An 18,482-nucleotide genomic window follows, 5' to 3' on the forward strand; every position below is an offset into this window, starting at 1 on the left:
AAATTGTATTATTCAAAGTTTGACTAGTTATTAAATAAAAAAACACCCGTATTTGAGTCGATTTTTCATTTGCCTTTGCTGAAAAAAGTAATTTTCAAGAGAAGCTTATTTAGATTATTTTACATTTATTTGGATTAAGTCTAAATAAGATTTAACTTTGTGACATCAATTTAATATGAACAATGAAGGTAAGGGTATCAAGGGCAATTTATTGGTGCACAACTTTGAGCATTTCGTAAACTGAATTAAGATTATTCACAATCTGCGTAATGGCCAGAACGAGAAATTGAGATTTAAGCATTATTTTTTTTAAAATTTTTATGCAACAATTTCAAAGTGTAAAAAAATGAGTCCAAGAGTAAGTTTTGAGCATTCGGCTTTCAGTAAGGGACATTCGGCAAAAAACATATCTATTGTTACTAAAAAACAAATTACCACTCTTTGCCTTCTGCCGGTTGTCTAGTGCTTCATATAACTTAAATTTAATTTTACTCAGTAACTAAATGACGTTTACCATTTAAAAATTGATAGAAGACATATAAAAGCTATCAATTTTGGAGGAAAATATATTATTTCATCAATTTAAAATTCATGTTTCGTATCGGTAAAATTACTACATCCATTTTATTACTACTTCTTAATATAAATCTATTTGCTCAAAAAACGATTAGTATTCGTGGATTTGTAAAAGATATTAAGGGGAATTCTTTACCCTACTGTAGCGTGGGAGTTCAAGAAACAAGCTTTGGAACGAGTGCTAAACAAGATGGTAGTTTTCAATTTGCAGTTCCAGCCTCTATCGGAAACGAAGTGGTGGTTGTGGCCTCTCATGTTGGAAAAAGAACAGTTCAAAAAAAAATCACAATCTCCAAATTAAGCAGTATCAGTGTCAATTTTATCCTAGAAGACTTGTCATTGTCATTGGATGAGGTAATGGTAAATGCAGAAAGAAAAGTCACCAACACATCCAATTCCTCTTTTGTTTTTGATAGAGAAGTAATAGAGCAAGTTCAAGCCAATAGTTTGGCCGATGTTTTGAAATTATTACCGGGCAAATCTGTAACAAATCCAGATTTACAAAGTCCAAATTTTCTTACTTTACGATCTGCGGCCACTGGAACGCATGCCGTAAATAACGCCTTTGGTACAGCCATTATAGTAGATGGAAGTCCTATTTCGAATAATGCCAATATGCAATCGGTGAACATAAGCAAATATGGTAGTATCACAGGTGTTGGACAACTTACAGCTAAATATGGTTCTGCCGATTTTGCAAACAATGGCGTTGATTTAAGACAGATACCAGTCGACAATATTGAAAGTATTGAAGTGGTATCGGGGGTAGCGTCGGTAAAATATGGTGATATGACAGACGGAGCTGTGATTGTGAATCGGAAAGCAGGTAAAACAGATTGGCGTTTAAATAGCCGATTTAGAGAAAGTACATCACAATTTTCGTTGGATAAAGGCTTTACGCTAAATCAAAAACTTGGAGCCTTGAACGTAAGTATGAATTTCCTAAATTCGGATAATGATCCAAGAGAAAATATCAAATCATATAACCGTGTAGGCCTTGGACTTATGTGGACTGTGTACAAAGGGAAAAAAAATGATTTTAAAAATACCCTTTCTATAGATTACAGCACCACCTTGGACAAAACGCAAAAAGACCCTGATGATGGAACAGAGGCAGAATCAAGGTTTAGTTCCAGAAACTTTAGTTTATCCAATCGAATGGATTGGCACATTAATAAAGCTTTCTCACGCTCTTTGTCTCTAAATTTTAGGTACAGCTACGGTAGCCAAGAATCCTTTGATCAGCGATATTTGAACAACAGTGTAAGAGCTGTGACAACACAAATGTTTACGGGTACGCATGAGGGATTCTTTATACCCGGCACTTATTTATCGTACCGTTGGATTAAAGGGAAACCTATCTCTGCTTTTTCGCGTATAGAAAACACGGTTACATTTAATACCGCTCAAATATTACATACCTTAAGTATGGGGCTATCATTGTCTTATAGTGCCAATAAAGGTGAAGGACAAATTTTTGACGAAACCAAACCACGACATTACAATTATGGAACGGGAAATTTGAACGATAGGCCATACAGCTTCAAAACTGTACCTACCGAATTAGACTATGGTGTGTATGTAGAAGATAGATTTGATCTTCCAGTGTACCAAAAGCCTCTAAATGTACGTGCTGGAATGAGGTTCGATATTCAAAACAATATGGCCAATTATTCTCCACGAATAAGTACTTCCTATGAACTAAATACCAAATTACGATTCAATATGGCATTGGGTTGGTCATCAAAATCAGCGTCTCTATCACAACGATATCCAGGCCCGGTATATAGTGATATTCCTCTAATAAAATATTATACCAACAACCCCAACGAAAACTTATATCTTGTTCATACAGAAGTTATTAACCCAAACAACAGCCATTTAGGTTCTTCTAAAAGTAGTACATTTGAGGTAGGTCTAGTATATACTGATAAAGTAATTAATACGGCAATATACTATTACTACAAAAAAACAAGAAATGGTTTTGATGCTACTAGAACCATCATACCAGTTACCTTACCAGTTTATGACTACTCTGTTGCAGATGGTCAAAAGCCTACCTATTGGGCAACAGACCAAAATCAAATTTATCCTATTATGTATTCAGAAGTTGTTAATAATCTTAGCACAGACAACAATGGAGTCGAGCTAACACTGTCAACCAAAAAAATTAAAGGTATAGCCACCTCCTTTAGCTTGGCCATGGCATACACACGAAGCACTTTCTATGCTGCTTCTTCAGAGTTATACATTCCTGCCATTGATCTTATTCAATGGAATAAAGAGGCTGTATTTGGATTTTATGATAACGGTATTTCGGTTGGTACAAATCTAAAATCAACTTTTACTACCAATACACATATCCCTAAATTAGCCTTGATTATTGGTTTAATTGGTGAAGTATATTGGATGGATAATACGGAGTTTAAAGGTGCATCTAAATATCCAACTGCATACTTAGATAGAAACTTGCAAAAATCGGTGATTCCCGTTTCTGAGGTAAATGATTCTAGGTTTAGTCATTTGGTAGTATCTATTTTAGACCGAGAAGCTACTTCTAGTACTCAAGTACCTTTTATCTATCCAAATTTTCACTTAAGAATTACCAAAGAAATTAAAAATAAAATACGATTCTCTTTTAATGCTTACAATGTATTTAATTATCGTCCGTCTTACTTGAATATTACAGGAAATTCACTCATTATTCTGAATCAAGACCCAACTTTTGGGGCTGAAATTTCAATAAAATGGTAGTTTAATCTAAACAAGAATGATATACCTACCTTTCCATTTCAGAAATAGACACTTCGAGATACAGAGCTTATAAGCTAGAGCAAGAAGACCGAATCTATTTCCACTCATTTATCGGAATATTATTAAACAAAATCAGCAATATGAAACTCCATACATTACTCTTGTTCATAGGACTAATACCCACTATGACGGCCTGTAAAGATATTGATCCAGGTGTAGAATCTTTGACTGTAAAAATGAAAATCAATTATGATGAAGCATTCAATGGCTATTCATTCCCATTAGAAAACATCAAACTTACCATAACAAGTGTCAATACACAACAGTCGACTAATGTGGCGACTACCTCTACCGGTGAAGCTCTATTTACAGGGGTAATTCCGGGCAATTACGATATTGATGCTGTTGTGACTATCCCAGCAACTACTTATCAGGAGGCTACAGGAATTGTAACAACAGAAAATGTAGTATTTAATGCTTCAATCAAGAATCAATTAATTAATACTTCAACAATATCGACAATTCCTCAACTTGTGTTAAAAGCAGGACGTGTAGGAGACTGGCTCATCAAGCAAGTGTATTATGCAGGTTCGCATCGTACAGACGGAGCTCTTTATCGGGATCAGTTTATCGAGATTTTTAATAACTCCAACGAAATTTTATATGCCGATCAAATGTACATTGGCGAAGCCCTTGGAAACGCCTCTACAACTTTTGATGCTACAAGAAACTATTTTTTACCAAATGGTCAGTGGGATTGGACCAAGTCAATAGGTATGCCTACCTCTATTACACGTGCCAATGAAGATTATTTTTATACTAAATCGCTTTATCGCATTGGTGGAAATGGTACTACGTACCCAGTCAAACCCGGAGAGAGCATTGTGATTGCACAGTCGGCTCAGAATCATAAATCCCCGTTTGTTTCTAACGATGGTACTAGTATTACCGTAAGAAATCCTGCCTTAACTATTGACTTGAGCAATGCAGATTTTGAAGTATACCTAGCTCCCCTGTTAGCAAAACCGCTTGACTCCGACATTGATAATCCTAAAGTACCTAATCTTGAGGTGTTGACTTATTTTGGTACGGATTATATTTTGGACAATCCAGGACGGAATGGCTTCTTTATTTTTAAAACAACGGATAAAGTAGAGGCATATCCACAGTATCCAGCTCCGAATACCACCACAATCTCAAGTACTACAAAGTATTATTACCAAATACCTAACAAGTATGTGATTGATGCGGTAGAAACACAGCCAGGCGTATCAGAACAAGTTCCTAAGAAATTTGCTGCCAACTTTGATGCTGGGTTTGCATTTGTTCCGAAAGGTTCTTATTCATCCCAGTCGATTATTCGTAAAACCTCCAAAGTTATTGGAACTCGCAGAGTACTTCAAGATACCAATAACTCTTCTAATGACTTTGATTATTTCGACTTGGCTAATCCAAGAGGTTTTAAATAAAACATTCATCTTCAATCATGCAAATTATTTTTGCATGATTGTCGTACTTTAATAATTATGCTCCAGTATTTAGGTAGGATTATCAGCTTGGTATTAGGATTTGCAGGTATCTTCCCCACGATTGCCCAAGACTCCACCCAAACAAAATTTGATACAAAATCATTTTTGTTGTTTAGTACTACTAATCAGATTGATTTTTATACAAAACATCCATCTTTACTTTATCAATCTACAGTACGCAATTTTGGTGTTGCCCAGTTATCATATCATCAGGTAGATGGCTACTTCAAAAGAGTACAAGAACCTCAAGGCTTGACAAAAATGTCTTTTTCCTCTTATGGCATCCACGATATCAAAAACATAAGAGTCTCGGGGAGCTTTATTTATGAAAGAGAATGGCAACGTGAAGCAGGACTTGCTCATCGTTATGACATATATGATCCAAGCCCCTATTATCTTTTTGCTCAAAAACCAGGTAATTGGAATAAAATAAGCTATGTGTTATCGGGTGATATGACCACAAACCTTCTAAGTAAACGACTCAGAGTAGGTGTAGGTACAGATTATATCGCACGTCAAAATTATCGAACAATTGACCCTAGGCCAAATATTAATGTCTTCGGGTTTAAACCAAGATTTTCAGTGGGTTATGAGCTATCAAAGCACTTCTACACGGGCATAACCTACAGGTTTGGGTATGGAAAAAACGATGTAAGTGTTGGATACAAAAATGATTTATATGGTTCGAGCCTTATTTATCCAGAATACATAAACTATCTAAATGGAGGTTTTGGTTACGTTTTACAACAGCAAACGGTTACAAATGGGAAATCTTTGAGAGAAAGGATTCAAGAAAATGACTTGGAGCTAGCAATAGCAATCAGCAAAGAATTTTACAAAATCAATTTATTAACAGGGTTAAAATCTAAAAAACAATCCTATTACCGAAACGCATCAACTAGCAATTTCGAATTTGACTTAAGTACTTTTCAACTAAATAGCCCATATCTATCAGTAAGATATAATTACAAAACACCATCAAAATACTGGTTGTCCGAAGTAACTCTTGAACAGCAACAGGGAAAAGATTATAATGCCCAACTCAATGGAAATAATTTTGTATATAATACTAATCGAATAGGAATTCTTACAGGTTATACAAGCATTCAATTTTGGGAATTTTATTTGAATGGAATTCTGGAAAGTATGGATAAAGCTGATGGAGTATCCAACAATCGTATGAAATTGAGCTCTACGACAGTATCATTACGAATAGCCAAAGCTTGGCATTGGCGCCAAAAACAAACAATAAAAATAGGATTGCGTACTCAATTAAAGCAGAACCTATCTGCTAAACTTGTTATCTCTCCTATTTTTGAGAGTGAGGCTGTCCAACAAATCATTCGCCCTGACTATGATTATCTTAGGAGTAATAGTATGGATTCGGGGCTTGAACTCAATTATTTATACCAAAAATCTAAATTCTCAAATATGTTTATTAAGGGAAGTTTTAGTTTTCAACAAAATTTATCCAATAATGCATTAGCACTTGGCAAATCGAGATCTATGATTGAGATTTCAACTGGAATTATTTTTTAATTAAGTAGGAAAACGTTATTAATTAATAGTATATCGGCCATTTTAAGGTATTCATAATCAGAAAATTACATTCAAATTTCACCTCAGATATACTATTAATTTAAGCTTTCCTATTACTTATCTTGAATTATGTTTAAATATATATTAATCATTATATTACTCAGCATCACCTTCTTCTCATTTCAGGATTTTCAGGAAACTCATACGGTCGAAAGCATTGATTCGCTTCGAAAAATCTATAGTGACAACCCCAAAAATTGGCCTAAGCCACAAGTAGATTCTGGGATTGTTTGGAAAGAGTTAGGTATCCTGCCTAGCGCTCCTATTGCTTCTAAAAAGGACTCATTGAAGGACATTATTGCGCTGGGAAAGATGTTTTTCTTTGACCCACGACTTAGTGGCTCAAACCAGATTTCTTGCTCAAGCTGTCACGCACCCGATTTATCTTGGACAGATGGCAAGGAGCGCTCTGTAGGACACAACCACCTGAAAACCAAAAGAAATGCTCCCTCCCTTTTAAATATTTGGTATTTCAAAAAGTATTTCTGGGATGGCAGGGCGTCCAGCTTAGAGGAGCAAGCCTTAGGGCCTCTCTTGTCAGAGGGTGAAATGAATGAAAACTTGGATAAACTACCCCAAGAGCTTAACAAAATCAAAGGTTACAAGATACATTTTAAAAATGCATTCGGAAAAGAAAAAATTACTAAGCATGACATATTGAAAGCACTTGCTATTTTTCAACAAACTCTTGTTAGTCGTAAAAGTAAGTTTGATGAGTTTCTGAGCGGAAAAGCCCAAGTATTGAACGATAAAGAGATATTAGGATTACACCTTTTTAGAACAAAAGCTAGGTGTATCAATTGTCATAATGGACCGTTGTTTTCTGACAATCAATTTCACAATGTTGGGCTTACCTTCTACGGGAGAGAATATGAAGATTTGGGGCTTTATAATACAACCAAAAAAGCAGAAGATGTTGGCAAGTTCAAAACCCCCATCTTGAGGGATATCATTCGTACACGTCCTTGGATGCACAATGGTCTATTTGATGAAATAGAAGGGGTTGTAGCCATGTATAATAACGGAATGCCTCAGCCCAAACCAAAAGATGACGGACAAAGGAATGACCCTTTGTTTCCCAAAACATCACCCTTAATTAAAAAACTGAATCTTTCTAAACCAGAACAAGAGGCTTTAATTGCATTTTTGGGTTCTATCACCTCTGCGCCCTTCAGGGTTCAAGCACCAGAACTACCTCAATAGATGTATTTTATTAAACTTATGTTAGTGGGCAAAATAAAATTTAAGATTGTGCTTTGGGCTTTCAGGTATCAGCTTTGGGCGGTGGGCTTTGACAAAAGCATGGCTATGGCTATAAAAAAACATCTTAACATTCTTTGCATTGTGCCTGTTTCCTAGTGCTTAAACTCATAAATTAAATCTTATTCTGCACGATTACTTAAGTAGGAAAACGTTATTTGTTAATGGTAGATTGGTTACTTGAAGATATTCATAATCAAAAGGTTATGGTCAAATTTTACCTCAGATATGCTATTATTCTAAGCTTTCCTATTACTTAGTTTCACTACTTAAAAATTAGAATAAAATTGGCAGGTTGAAAGCAAAGCGTTTTAACATTTTTTGGCGAAAGCCCATACTTTTATGTGTCGATACAATTGTCGAGATAGTTGTAACTGTTTAAAAAAGTAAGTCCAAGACTAATTCTTGGACTATAAAATCAAATTTTGATTAAAAACAAGCATCACTTACCCAATGCCAATTTGATATGCTCCAAATGATGTTTGGCATGCCAAGCACCCATATCCAAGGCATCAATGAGCTTGATGTATATTTGACGAATAGGATGATAATATCCTTTTTGAAATTCCTCCTCTGACATTTTCTCAATCAGATAGGCCCAACGAGCATGTGTACCTTCTATCATTTGTAATGAAAATGCGATAGGTGCCGTTTTGGCCTCCTCCATCGTTGCCCAAGCATCAATTTTAGCCACCACACCATTAGGGTCGGTCTCAGTCAAGGCATGTTTGAAACGGATATAATGCAAAAGATGCATGTCTGCCACATGATTGATGAGTTGCTGAATAGTCCAACTTCCTTCACGATATTGTTTTTGTAAATCTTCGTGCGACAAATTCTCAGTTAAAGCACGATACTCGGCAGGGATATTCTTTAAGATATTGAGTCTTTCCTGAAACTCTTCTGGTGTGTACTCGCCTTTTGGCGACCATTTTCCAATGGGGAATTGTAATGCTGTAATGTCCATTTTGTCAAAGTTGTTTTGTTCAGAACGAATAAAGAGATGATTTATGATTTTGGATAAAGATGAATAATCGCTCTTTTAAGTAACAAACTGCGCATCAATAACATTTCATATCATCTTCCTTATGACAAAAATTTAATAGAAAACCTGCATTATTTCCAACTAGGGTGCGATTGAAGTCGCACCCTAGTTGGAAATAAAAGTGATTCCATTTAGCGGCTGAATTTATTCACCCGCAACCAAAAAGGCGGTCGAAAAACTAATTTCGACCGCCTTTTTGAAATTATATTTCAGATTGATACTTTGTTAAGACGTAAAGTATTACGTCTCTACTGGTGAATTTCTTTTTAAAAACTACATTCACCACTCACAATTCACCCTTCTAAATTATCTTACAACACAACGTTAACAATACGTTTTGGTACAACGATAACTTTCTTAGGAGTTTTCCCTTCAAGCCATTTTTGTACTACTTCGTTTGCCAATACACCAGCTTCGATTTCTGAACTTGCCAAATCTACAGGGAAAGCAATGTTTGTTCTTACTTTTCCATTGATAGAAATTGGATATTCGAAACTTGATTCTACCAAGTACGATGGCTCAAATTTAGGGAAAGAAGCCTTTGAAACAGTTCCAGCTTCATGACCCAACAACGACCATAATTCTTCCGACAAATGTGGCGTATATGGAGACATTAAGATGACTAATTGTTCCAAAATTTCCTTTTTAGAACATTTCAACGAACCTAAGTCATTTACACAAATCATCAAACTTGAAACTACGGTATTGAACGAATAACGCTCTAAATCGTCTTCTACTTTTTTGATGGCTGTATGCAATACCTTCAACTCTTCTTTCGTAGCTTTTTCGTCCTTCACTTTCCATTTGCCTTGCTCATCGTAGAACAAACGCCATACTTTTTTGATAAATCTGAAAGAACCGTCGATACCATTGGTATTCCAAGGTTTTGCTTGTTCCAATGGTCCCAAGAACATTTCGTACAAACGTAAGGTATCTGCTCCTACTCTATCTACCAATACATCTGGGTTTACGACATTGTATTTCGATTTTGACATTTTCTCAACCTCTACTCCACAAATATATTTGTCGCCTTCCAAGATAAATTCAGCCTCCGCAAAGTCAGAACGCCAAGCTTTAAACGCCGCAATATCCAAAATTTCATTGCTTACGATATTTACGTCAACGTGCAATGGAGTCACTTCATATTGGTCTTTCAAGCCAGCCGAAACAAAAACAGGCTTTTTGCCTTCGCCATTCGATGATTTGATACGATACACAAAGTTAGAACGACCTTGAATCATACCTTGGTTAATCAACTTTTTAGCAAATTCTTCTTCGTTTACTAAACCAATATCTTTCAAGAATTTATTCCAGAAACGGCTATACAACAAGTGACCAGTAGCGTGCTCAGAACCACCAATGTACAAGTCAACGGCTTGCCAGTAATCGATAGCCTCTTTGCTTGCCATTGCCTCCTCGTTGTGTGCATCCATATAACGATACCAATACCAAGACGAACCTGCCCAACCTGGCATCGTGCTCAACTCGTATTCGTATTCTCCTTTGTATTTCCAACCTTCTGCACGACCAAGTGGTGGTTCGCCAGTTTCGGTTGGTAAATATTTATCAATTGAAGGTAATTCTAATGGCAATTCTGATTCTTCAATCAAGTATGGCAAACCATCTTTGAAATATACTGGCACTGGCTCACCCCAATAGCGTTGACGGCTAAATACCGCATTACGCAAACGGAATTGTGTTTTACCTTTACCAATACCTCTTTCTTCTAAAGATTGAATCAAAGTAGCCGTAGCCTCTTTGTATTCCATACCATTGATGATACCCGAATTGATATATTTACCTTCTTTCGTATTATCTGCTTGAGTTTCAATTTCTTTTTGAGCATCCAAAACGGGAATAATTGGCAAATTGAAATGCGTAGCGAAATTCCAGTCACGTTGGTCACCTGAAGGCACACCCATTACAGCGCCAGTTCCATAACCAGCCAACACATAATCAGCCAAATAAATCGGTACTTTCTCGTCGTTGAATGGATTGATAACGTAGCTTCCAGTAAACGCACCTGAAACACGTTTTACCTCAGACATACGATCTAACTCTGAACGAGATTTTGCCCAATTTACATAAGCCTCAACTTCTTCTTTTTGAGCCTCAGTGGTCAAATAGGGAACATAGTCGTGTTCTGGCGCAATTACCATAAAGCTCACTCCGTAAATGGTATCTACACGTGTGGTAAATACTTCGATAAATTCTGGAGCTTCTTCTGATACTGTAGAACGGTCAACTTTGAAACGAACCGATGCTCCTTGAGAGCGACCAATCCAGTTGCGTTGTTGTTCTTTGATAGCATCAGACCAATCTACTTCGTTCAAACCATCAATCAAACGGTCGGCATAGGCTGTAATACGCATCGACCATTGCTTCATTTTCTTTTGTTCAACTGGAAATCCTCCACGTTCAGAAACACCGTCTTTTACCTCATCGTTGGCCAAAACTGTTCCTAAACCTGGGCACCAGTTTACGACAGATTCATCTGGGAAAGTCAAACGGTATTTCAACAACATTTCTTGTTGCTGATGCCCCGACATATTGTTCCAATCTTCGGCAGTGAATATTGGCGTCTCCTCATCACAAACCGCTTTTACGGCAGTGTTTCCAGATTCTGCAAAACGTTCTACCAAAGAATCAATAGACAAAGCTTTGTTGGCATCTTTGTCATAATAATGGTTGAAAAGTTGCATAAAAATCCACTGAGTCCATTTGTAGAACTTAGGATCTGAAGTACGTACTTCTCTCGACCAGTCGTAGCTAAAACCGATTTGTTTCAACTGACGGATATATGTAGCAATATTATCTTCGGTTGTAATGGCAGGATGCTGTCCCGTTTGGATAGCGTATTGTTCAGCAGGCAAACCAAAAGAGTCAAAACCCATTGGGTGCAATACATTGAAACCCTTGAGGCGACGATAACGGCTCACGATATCACTTGCGATATACCCAAGTGGGTGACCTACGTGCAAACCCGCTCCTGATGGATAAGGGAACATATCCAACACATAATACTTTGGTTTTGAGTGGTCGATTTCAGTTTTGTAGGTTTGGTTTTCATCCCAAAACTGACGCCATTTTTGTTCTACTTCTCTAAAGTTGTATTCTGCAGACATTTCTATAAAATTGAATGATTGGAGCACAAAATGCGGTTGAACCTTCTGCGCTCGAAAATTTTGGCAAAATTACAGATTTTTGTCGGAATTTCCTGTAGGAGATTTTGCATAGGGTAAGTTTAAAGTATTTTACTCCAAAATTTGATTTAGTATTTCTACTGTAATCAACCAAGCTGCCTAAATTCATGGCAAAGGAAAAGAAGGTTTGTACTGAATTTTATAGGTATCTCGTGCCAAAACTAATCATATTGGTTGTGCTTGACCTATCGTTCCAACTAATGGCTGAATATATTCATCCATGACGAAAATGTTTGAATAGCTTCAGTGCGAAACACAAATATGGTTTCTATACGGAGGAGATAAAATAATTTTACAACAAAATATTTACTCTATCATGTTTGTAGAATAATAAAACTCTATTAACTTTGTAGGAAATATTGATTTTATAGACCAATGATAGAAGGCTCGACACAAGCAGAAATTCAGGAAACAAAAACAATTGTCCCGAAAAAATCCTCCAAAAACCCATTTGAGGAAGCTATTATTAATTTATGGAAGCGTGAACGAACACCAGCAGAAATCGTAATTCATATTTTCAATGCGATTGCACTTATGTTGGTAGGTCATTTTTTATTTACCTATCTCACCGTCCAAAATATCACAACCGCATTCAACGAAGTTACCTCCGATATTCTCTTTTACATCATGGCAGGATTCATCGCCCAGATGGTCGATGGCGCATTGGGTATGGCTTATGGTGTAACAGCTTCGACATTCTTGGCAAACGTAGGCGTTTCGCCCGCGGTAATTAGTATGAGTGTGCACGCCTCTGAGATTTTTACCAGTGGAGCTTCTGGGTATATGCACTTGAAGTTTGGGAACGTAAACTCAAAACTCTTTAAGGCGGTCTTGATTCCAGGGGTAATTGGAGCCATATTAGGCGCCTATTTGCTTTCAACTTTGTTAGAGCAATACATAGGATATGTCAAACCAGCAGTATCTATTTATACACTCTGCTTGGGTATTCTCATTATCAAAAAAGCATTAGTAAAACGTCAGGCAAAGAAAAACGTAAAAATGATTGGTCCTTTGGCTTGGTTTGGTGGTTTTATGGATTCTGTAGGCGGTGGCGGCTGGGGACCGATTGTTTCCTCTACCCTAATTGCTTCAGGACGTCATCCTCGCTATACAATTGGTTCGGTTAACTTAGCAGAGTTTTTTATCTCTCTTTCATCTTCATTAACCTTCATTTTTGTTATTGGATTTTCGCAATGGCAGGTTATTCTTGGATTGATTTTGGGAGGAATGGTTGCTGCTCCAATTGCGGCTAAACTATCAACTAAAATACCAACAAAAGCCCTAATGATTCTAGTGGGCATTGTGGTAATTTTAGCTTCATTGAAAAAGATTTTAGGGTAAAAAATTTTCCAAAAACAATCAATATATACAGCCTTCTCAGCTTAGTTGAGAAGGCTTTTTTGGTAATATTCGACCGCTTAGTCAGAATATCATTAAGTAGTTAGACCCAATCTTGGTGATTCAATTTATTCCGATTAATTTTCCATCAGTAAAAAGAAAAGATTAACTTAATGATATATCTCTTGACAGTATCTTTCCATTTATCCATTGAAATCTAATAAATGATATATTCTTAAGTCATCTTGCAGAATTAGATTTAAGTTATGTGTTTAGGCACTAGGCACTAGGCAAAGAGTGTTAAAATGTTTTTTAGGCACGATAGATATGTTTTACCGAATGCCCAAAGCTGAAAGCCGAAAGCCCCAAAATTTAAGTTTTCAGGCAATAAGCATTAAGCCCTCAACTAAAGAAAAAGGCATTTTCATGAAATTATAAAGACCTTTTGCCCAAAGCCAACAACTTAACTTCTTTTTACCTAAAATTAAATAATCCTTAAACAAACGTCTTTGTTAGAGCATATTTTCGCCATCAAGCTCGATATTTAATAAAAGTCACCCCGAATTATCAAGCCTAAGGAACATACTTCTCTATTCAATCGTAAAGCAAAATCTTCGAAACTTGCACGATATTTTTGCTAAGCTTAACAAAACAGTACAAAACTTTATGAGTATTATTGATCGTTTTTTTAAAAAAAATCCTACACCCGATAACCCTTATCGCGAATTTTGGAATTGGTTCTTAGTTAATGAGAAAAAGTTTTTTAAAATAGTAAAAGATGGTGAAAACATCGATAAAGATTTTTTTGCTATCCTAAGTCCCAAACTAGAAGTGCTTCATAAAGGTATATACTTTTTATCGGGTATGTACGATGACGATACCGCTGAGTTAATACTCACAGCAGACGGTATCGTAAAAAATATTGTCTTTATCGAAGAGCTTGTATCTGCTGCTCCTGAAATAAAAAACTGGAAAATTACAGCACTCAAACAGGCCGTAGATATGGAAGAGTGGCAAATTGGTATTGAAGAGTTAATTATCAATTCACCTAGCCTAAGTTTTTTCCCGGATGAATATCCTCAATATCCTGACGAAATTGCGATTACCATTGTGTATGAAGACTATTCAGCCGAAGAACATGGCACGATAGTCTCAGGAATTTATATGTATTTGGATAACCTTTTGGGCGAATTGAACGCTGGTGTACAATTAGACCAAATCAAAATTCAAGGACCAAGCCCGAATCATCCAGAATTGATTCCAATCGCTAAATTACCTGCCTATCTTAATTGGCGCGAAAAGGAATTTATTGAAAAATATGAATCAAGCGAAGTACCCGAAGATGATATTCCATTGACCACCTTGCAAGCTACTGGCGAAAATGAAATGCCGCTTATTGCAAGTATAAATTTGCCCTTGTTGGAATGGGACACCAAACCCTCCTATCCGTGGATTCTAAGGATTGAAATTCAATATAATGGGCAACTTAATGAAGGTTTACCAAGCGAAAGCGATTTTGAAATACTAAACGAGCTAGAAGATACCCTTCTCGATCAATTACTTGCAGATGAAATATGTTTGTATATTGGAAGACAGGTTGGTACCAATATGTGTGAGTTTTATTTTACTTGTAAAAACTTCAGAGAACCTTCCAAAAAAATACATTCATTCAGCCCAGAAATTGAAAAAAACTTCAAGTTCGAATATTTTATTTATCGCGACAAATACTGGCGTTCGTTCGAGCATTTTCGTGTAGCGCTTTAGTTGCTAAATTGAGTGATTTTTAAAATTTGTATTCTATCTGTAGAAACGCAACGCTTGCATCTTTGGTAGAGTCAGACATAGCATAATGGTATCAAAAATGCGGTCGAAAAATAATTTTCCGACCGCATTTTTTGAGATTCTCAGATATGATATTAGGAAAGTACGAAGAATAATAAAACTCTCTATTTAGGATATCGGATGTTAGATTTTGGAGGTGTAAGCTTTTATATTTTGTAAAAAACAAAAGTATTTTACTTTATTTCCGAAATCAGAAATCCCAAATCCGCAATAGTTAGAATCCTTTGTACAGTTCTGAATATTTGATTTTGCCAATGTCAACTACGCAGATTTGATGGCCTCTTTCAAGGCTGATAAAACTTTGGCGTCGACATTTCCGAAAAGAGAAACGCCCGATGCACCGTTCTTTAAAGCAAGTTGAATACCCTTTACAATCTCTCCTTGATTATCAAAATCTGGTAAAAACAAGCCTGCATACAAAGGGAACTTCCCGTGGAGTGTTCGTACTCCCTCTTCGACAGCATCGCCAATCCAAGCAACATCTTCTTTGTAGAATTTGTGATAAATCATCGGACAAACTCCTGACAAATTCCAATTAGTCCAATCCTGACGAACAATGCGCTTTGCCACTTCTGGCGTTGGGAAAACAGCTGCGGTAATAGGCTTTTTGAACGATGCAGCCGTAGCTGATAAATGATTGACAATTCGAGTGATATTATCGTATCGGAACTTACGCCAAGAAAGATTTTGGTCTGGATTTTCTGTCTTTAAAATATCTATTCCTTTTAACTCCTTGAACTTCGTTCGACAAGTATCACAGTAGCAAAAATCATATTCAGGTAACTCCTGATTTTGTTGAATTCCGTAATTTTTCCAAAGATTTACAGGCAATATCACGTCACAATAACGCACATAATCCAAGTGAATACCATCAACATAGGGCTTACTTAACTCTGTTTTGACAACATTTTCAAGATACGCTTTTGTCTCAGGTTTCGACGGGCACAACCAACGATAATAATCTACATAAGGAGGTTTTGTCGCACAAGAATCGCCCTTGCGACTCACGGCATACATCTCTGGATGAGATTTTAACAGGCTTTCTTCACCACGGTTCATGGTCCAAATCCAGCGGTGGGTTTCTAGTCCTTGTTTTTTAGCAATAGTAAAATGCTTTTCGTCATCAGCTTCGAAGAAAATCCCAGTAATACCGCTTTCCTGAAACTCCTTATACTGTTTAGTCAGCGCCTCTTCACTTGCTTTGTGGTCGGGATTTATCCAAACCCAAAACTTGCGTTTTGATTTTGCTGAAAAAATTTGCTGTTCTCTCTTAGCCGCAACAGCACTCGAACCACCAGCCAAAGCCAAGGAGCCCAAGCCAATTTGCTTCAAAAATGTTCTTTTTTTCATAGTTTTTAAAAATTGAAAATTGGGAAAAATTAAAGGTAAGATTTACTAAGACCTGATTTGCTGGAGAAAACTCCAACAAAGGCAGAAAATAAATAAGCGTTCGGCTTTCAGCTTTGGGCTTTCGGCTAGACAGCCCAATAGAGAAAACGGTCAATGAGAAACTCTCCACGGAACTAATATCTGGCTTGTTGCTTACGCCTGATTTGTTGGAGAAAAATTCCAACAAAGGCAGTAATAGGCTGTCAGCTTTGGGCAATGGGCTGTCGGCTTAAAGTCTTATTTTAGCTCCTTGCCGAAAGCCCAAAGCTGAACGCCGAGGGCCAATGCCCAACCCTCGACATTGGTAAATTTATAAATCTCGCACTAAAAGTCTGCCATCCTGTGTGAGTGTCAACAGTTTTTTGTTGGTCAAATCTTTTAATCTAATCATAAATAAATGCTCAGAAGCTTCTATTTTGACTTGATACTGTTCTGGCCAATTCAAACCTAACTGGTTGAGGTCAGCTGTATAAGTTTTATTTTTTCCATGAAAAGCTTGTTGAGCGTCATATCCAGCCCAAATCCATCTCTTTGCTGTTTCGATACTTGGCAGTTGGTATTGAATAGGACTTTCTGTTACCTTTTTGTCAGAAAAAATCAAATATCCCCAGCGGTCAGGTATGTGCATATTAATCGCATCTTGTGGCGACCACACCCAGTTGTATTCGGGTAATACGCCCGTACCATCAGGCTTATTTTTTCTGACATATTTGCCATTTTTAATTTCATGTTGCCATTCTACTCTGGAAAAATTGATACGCCAAAGACTCAAATCTTTGGGAAATGGCACATTCAATCCCATACCCACCGACTCGAAAGGAATGGCTATTTCGACTGTCCAAAATTTATCCTCATCGGTTGGATTATTGACAGTTCCGTTGTAATAGACAGCCGTTTTCATACCTTTAATGTCCCATGAAATAAGTGCATCGCCACCATTTCTATAAGATTTAGGTAAAAACAAATCGAAGGTATTGTTGATAGGATTTACTTCTAGTTCAAAATATTCATGTCCGTCACCATCTGGGTCAATAAATACCTCAAAATCATTTTCAAGAAATACGATTTGGTCTTTCTTATTCTGGTACGACCATAAATGTTTTTCGTCCAATTTGGCTGCAATGTACAAATACTTGTCATCCCACAACATTTTGGCTTTGGTTGCTTGCAAGGGCAAAGGCTGTTTGGCACCTTCTATATCCACAAACTCGGTTGTCCAACTTGCTTTTTGCCATGCTTCCTCATCAAGCTTTCCATCAATTTTTAAATTTTGAGAGGTTTTGTAGCAAATATATTGCTTGGGAAAATAAGGAACCTGCGCATAGTTTTGGAAACCAAATATGCCTAAACACAAGGTTAAAAAGAGTTTTTTCATAAAATATTTATAAAGAAAATTGGAAGTATTCTATCTAGTTTTTGTTCAAAATAGAATGATACAATATTCACCTAGTTTTGGTATTAACTATACCGAACTGTAGCGATTTTTATTTGGAGTTTTGATTTCAAGCTTCAGGTTTTTATATTTCAAAAAGGTACAAACACAATCAAACTTCATCATGTCTCAGTTAACACTTCATTTTGCCCAAAACTTCAATCAAAAATTAAATTGCGAATATTTTACCTCTATTCGTCCGAAAAGGGATATTTATGAAATCGGAGCGAAAATGGATATTTATCATCAAAACCATATTCTAAAAAAAGCCACCATCATCAGCATTAAAACATTGACTCTTGATGAACTGGACGACTGGACAGCATTTCTCGATGCGGGAATGAATAAAGATGAACTTAAGACTCTACTCACAAACTTTTACCCTGAAGCCGAAAAGCTGCTCTTTAATATATTACTCTTGCAAACTTGTTGAGAAGATAATACAATTTACAAAAGCAGATAAAACCTTGTTTATCAATCAAAAAAAAGTCATAATTTTCCTTTTTAAAATTTTA

11 protein-coding genes are annotated in these 18,482 nt (G+C 36.5%); 7 read left to right on the forward strand and 4 right to left on the reverse strand.

Going from position 1 to position 18,482, the window contains the following annotated elements:
* Positions 1 to 591: 591 nt before the first annotated feature.
* From ACOVQ4_RS17085 to ACOVQ4_RS17100, 4 genes are all read left to right on the forward strand, one after another.
* Positions 592 to 3,330 carry a TonB-dependent receptor gene (locus ACOVQ4_RS17085; protein ID WP_421821832.1) on the forward strand — a complete coding sequence of 913 codons (2,739 nt, stop codon included), beginning with the start codon at positions 592 to 594 and terminating at the stop codon, positions 3,328 to 3,330.
* Positions 3,331 to 3,470: 140 nt separating this feature from the next.
* Positions 3,471 to 4,799 (forward strand): DUF4876 domain-containing protein, encoded by a 1,329-nt coding sequence (locus ACOVQ4_RS17090; protein ID WP_421821833.1) that lies wholly within the window; start codon positions 3,471 to 3,473, stop codon positions 4,797 to 4,799.
* A 57-nt stretch (positions 4,800 to 4,856) separates the two neighbouring features.
* Entirely contained in the window at positions 4,857 to 6,398 is a 1,542-nt protein-coding gene (locus tag ACOVQ4_RS17095; RefSeq protein WP_421821834.1) for a DUF6850 family outer membrane beta-barrel protein, read from the forward strand.
* Between the two features lie 129 nt (positions 6,399 to 6,527).
* Positions 6,528 to 7,661: a cytochrome-c peroxidase gene (locus ACOVQ4_RS17100; RefSeq protein ID WP_421821835.1), complete on the forward strand. Its 1,134-nt coding sequence runs from the start codon at positions 6,528 to 6,530 to the stop codon at positions 7,659 to 7,661.
* A 499-nt stretch (positions 7,662 to 8,160) separates the two neighbouring features.
* On the opposite strand, the gene ACOVQ4_RS17105 is transcribed toward ACOVQ4_RS17100, so the two are convergent.
* Positions 8,161 to 8,685 carry a YfiT family bacillithiol transferase gene (locus ACOVQ4_RS17105; protein ID WP_421821836.1) on the reverse strand — a complete coding sequence of 175 codons (525 nt, stop codon included), beginning with the start codon at positions 8,683 to 8,685 and terminating at the stop codon, positions 8,161 to 8,163.
* A 389-nt stretch (positions 8,686 to 9,074) separates the two neighbouring features.
* The gene (gene leuS, locus ACOVQ4_RS17110) at positions 9,075 to 11,888 is read right to left on the reverse strand and encodes a leucine--tRNA ligase (RefSeq protein WP_421821837.1); all 2,814 of its coding nucleotides are present in this window, start codon (positions 11,886 to 11,888) and stop codon (positions 9,075 to 9,077) included.
* A gap of 453 nt (positions 11,889 to 12,341) precedes the next feature.
* Between leuS and ACOVQ4_RS17115 the strand changes: the two genes are divergently transcribed.
* Positions 12,342 to 13,307, forward strand: a complete 966-nt coding sequence (locus ACOVQ4_RS17115; protein ID WP_421821838.1) for a sulfite exporter TauE/SafE family protein — start codon at positions 12,342 to 12,344, stop codon at positions 13,305 to 13,307.
* Between the two features lie 663 nt (positions 13,308 to 13,970).
* Positions 13,971 to 15,068, forward strand: a complete 1,098-nt coding sequence (locus ACOVQ4_RS17120; protein ID WP_421821839.1) for a DUF695 domain-containing protein — start codon at positions 13,971 to 13,973, stop codon at positions 15,066 to 15,068.
* A gap of 339 nt (positions 15,069 to 15,407) precedes the next feature.
* Here ACOVQ4_RS17120 and ACOVQ4_RS17125 read toward each other — a convergent pair whose 3' ends face one another.
* Complete coding sequence (locus tag ACOVQ4_RS17125) at positions 15,408 to 16,496, reverse strand: family 10 glycosylhydrolase (RefSeq protein WP_421821840.1); 1,089 nt, start codon at positions 16,494 to 16,496, stop codon at positions 15,408 to 15,410.
* Positions 16,497 to 16,845: 349 nt separating this feature from the next.
* A complete protein-coding gene (locus tag ACOVQ4_RS17130; RefSeq protein ID WP_421821841.1) occupies positions 16,846 to 17,910 on the reverse strand; it encodes a carbohydrate-binding family 9-like protein in 1,065 nt (354 codons plus the stop codon).
* 181 nt (positions 17,911 to 18,091) lie between these two features.
* Between ACOVQ4_RS17130 and ACOVQ4_RS17135 the strand changes: the two genes are divergently transcribed.
* Positions 18,092 to 18,400: a hypothetical protein gene (locus ACOVQ4_RS17135; protein ID WP_421821842.1), complete on the forward strand. Its 309-nt coding sequence runs from the start codon at positions 18,092 to 18,094 to the stop codon at positions 18,398 to 18,400.
* The last annotated feature ends 82 nt before the right edge of the window (positions 18,401 to 18,482 follow it).

This window comes from Flectobacillus sp. (genome assembly GCF_049240685.1).
Lineage (GTDB): Bacteria > Bacteroidota > Bacteroidia > Cytophagales > Spirosomataceae > Flectobacillus.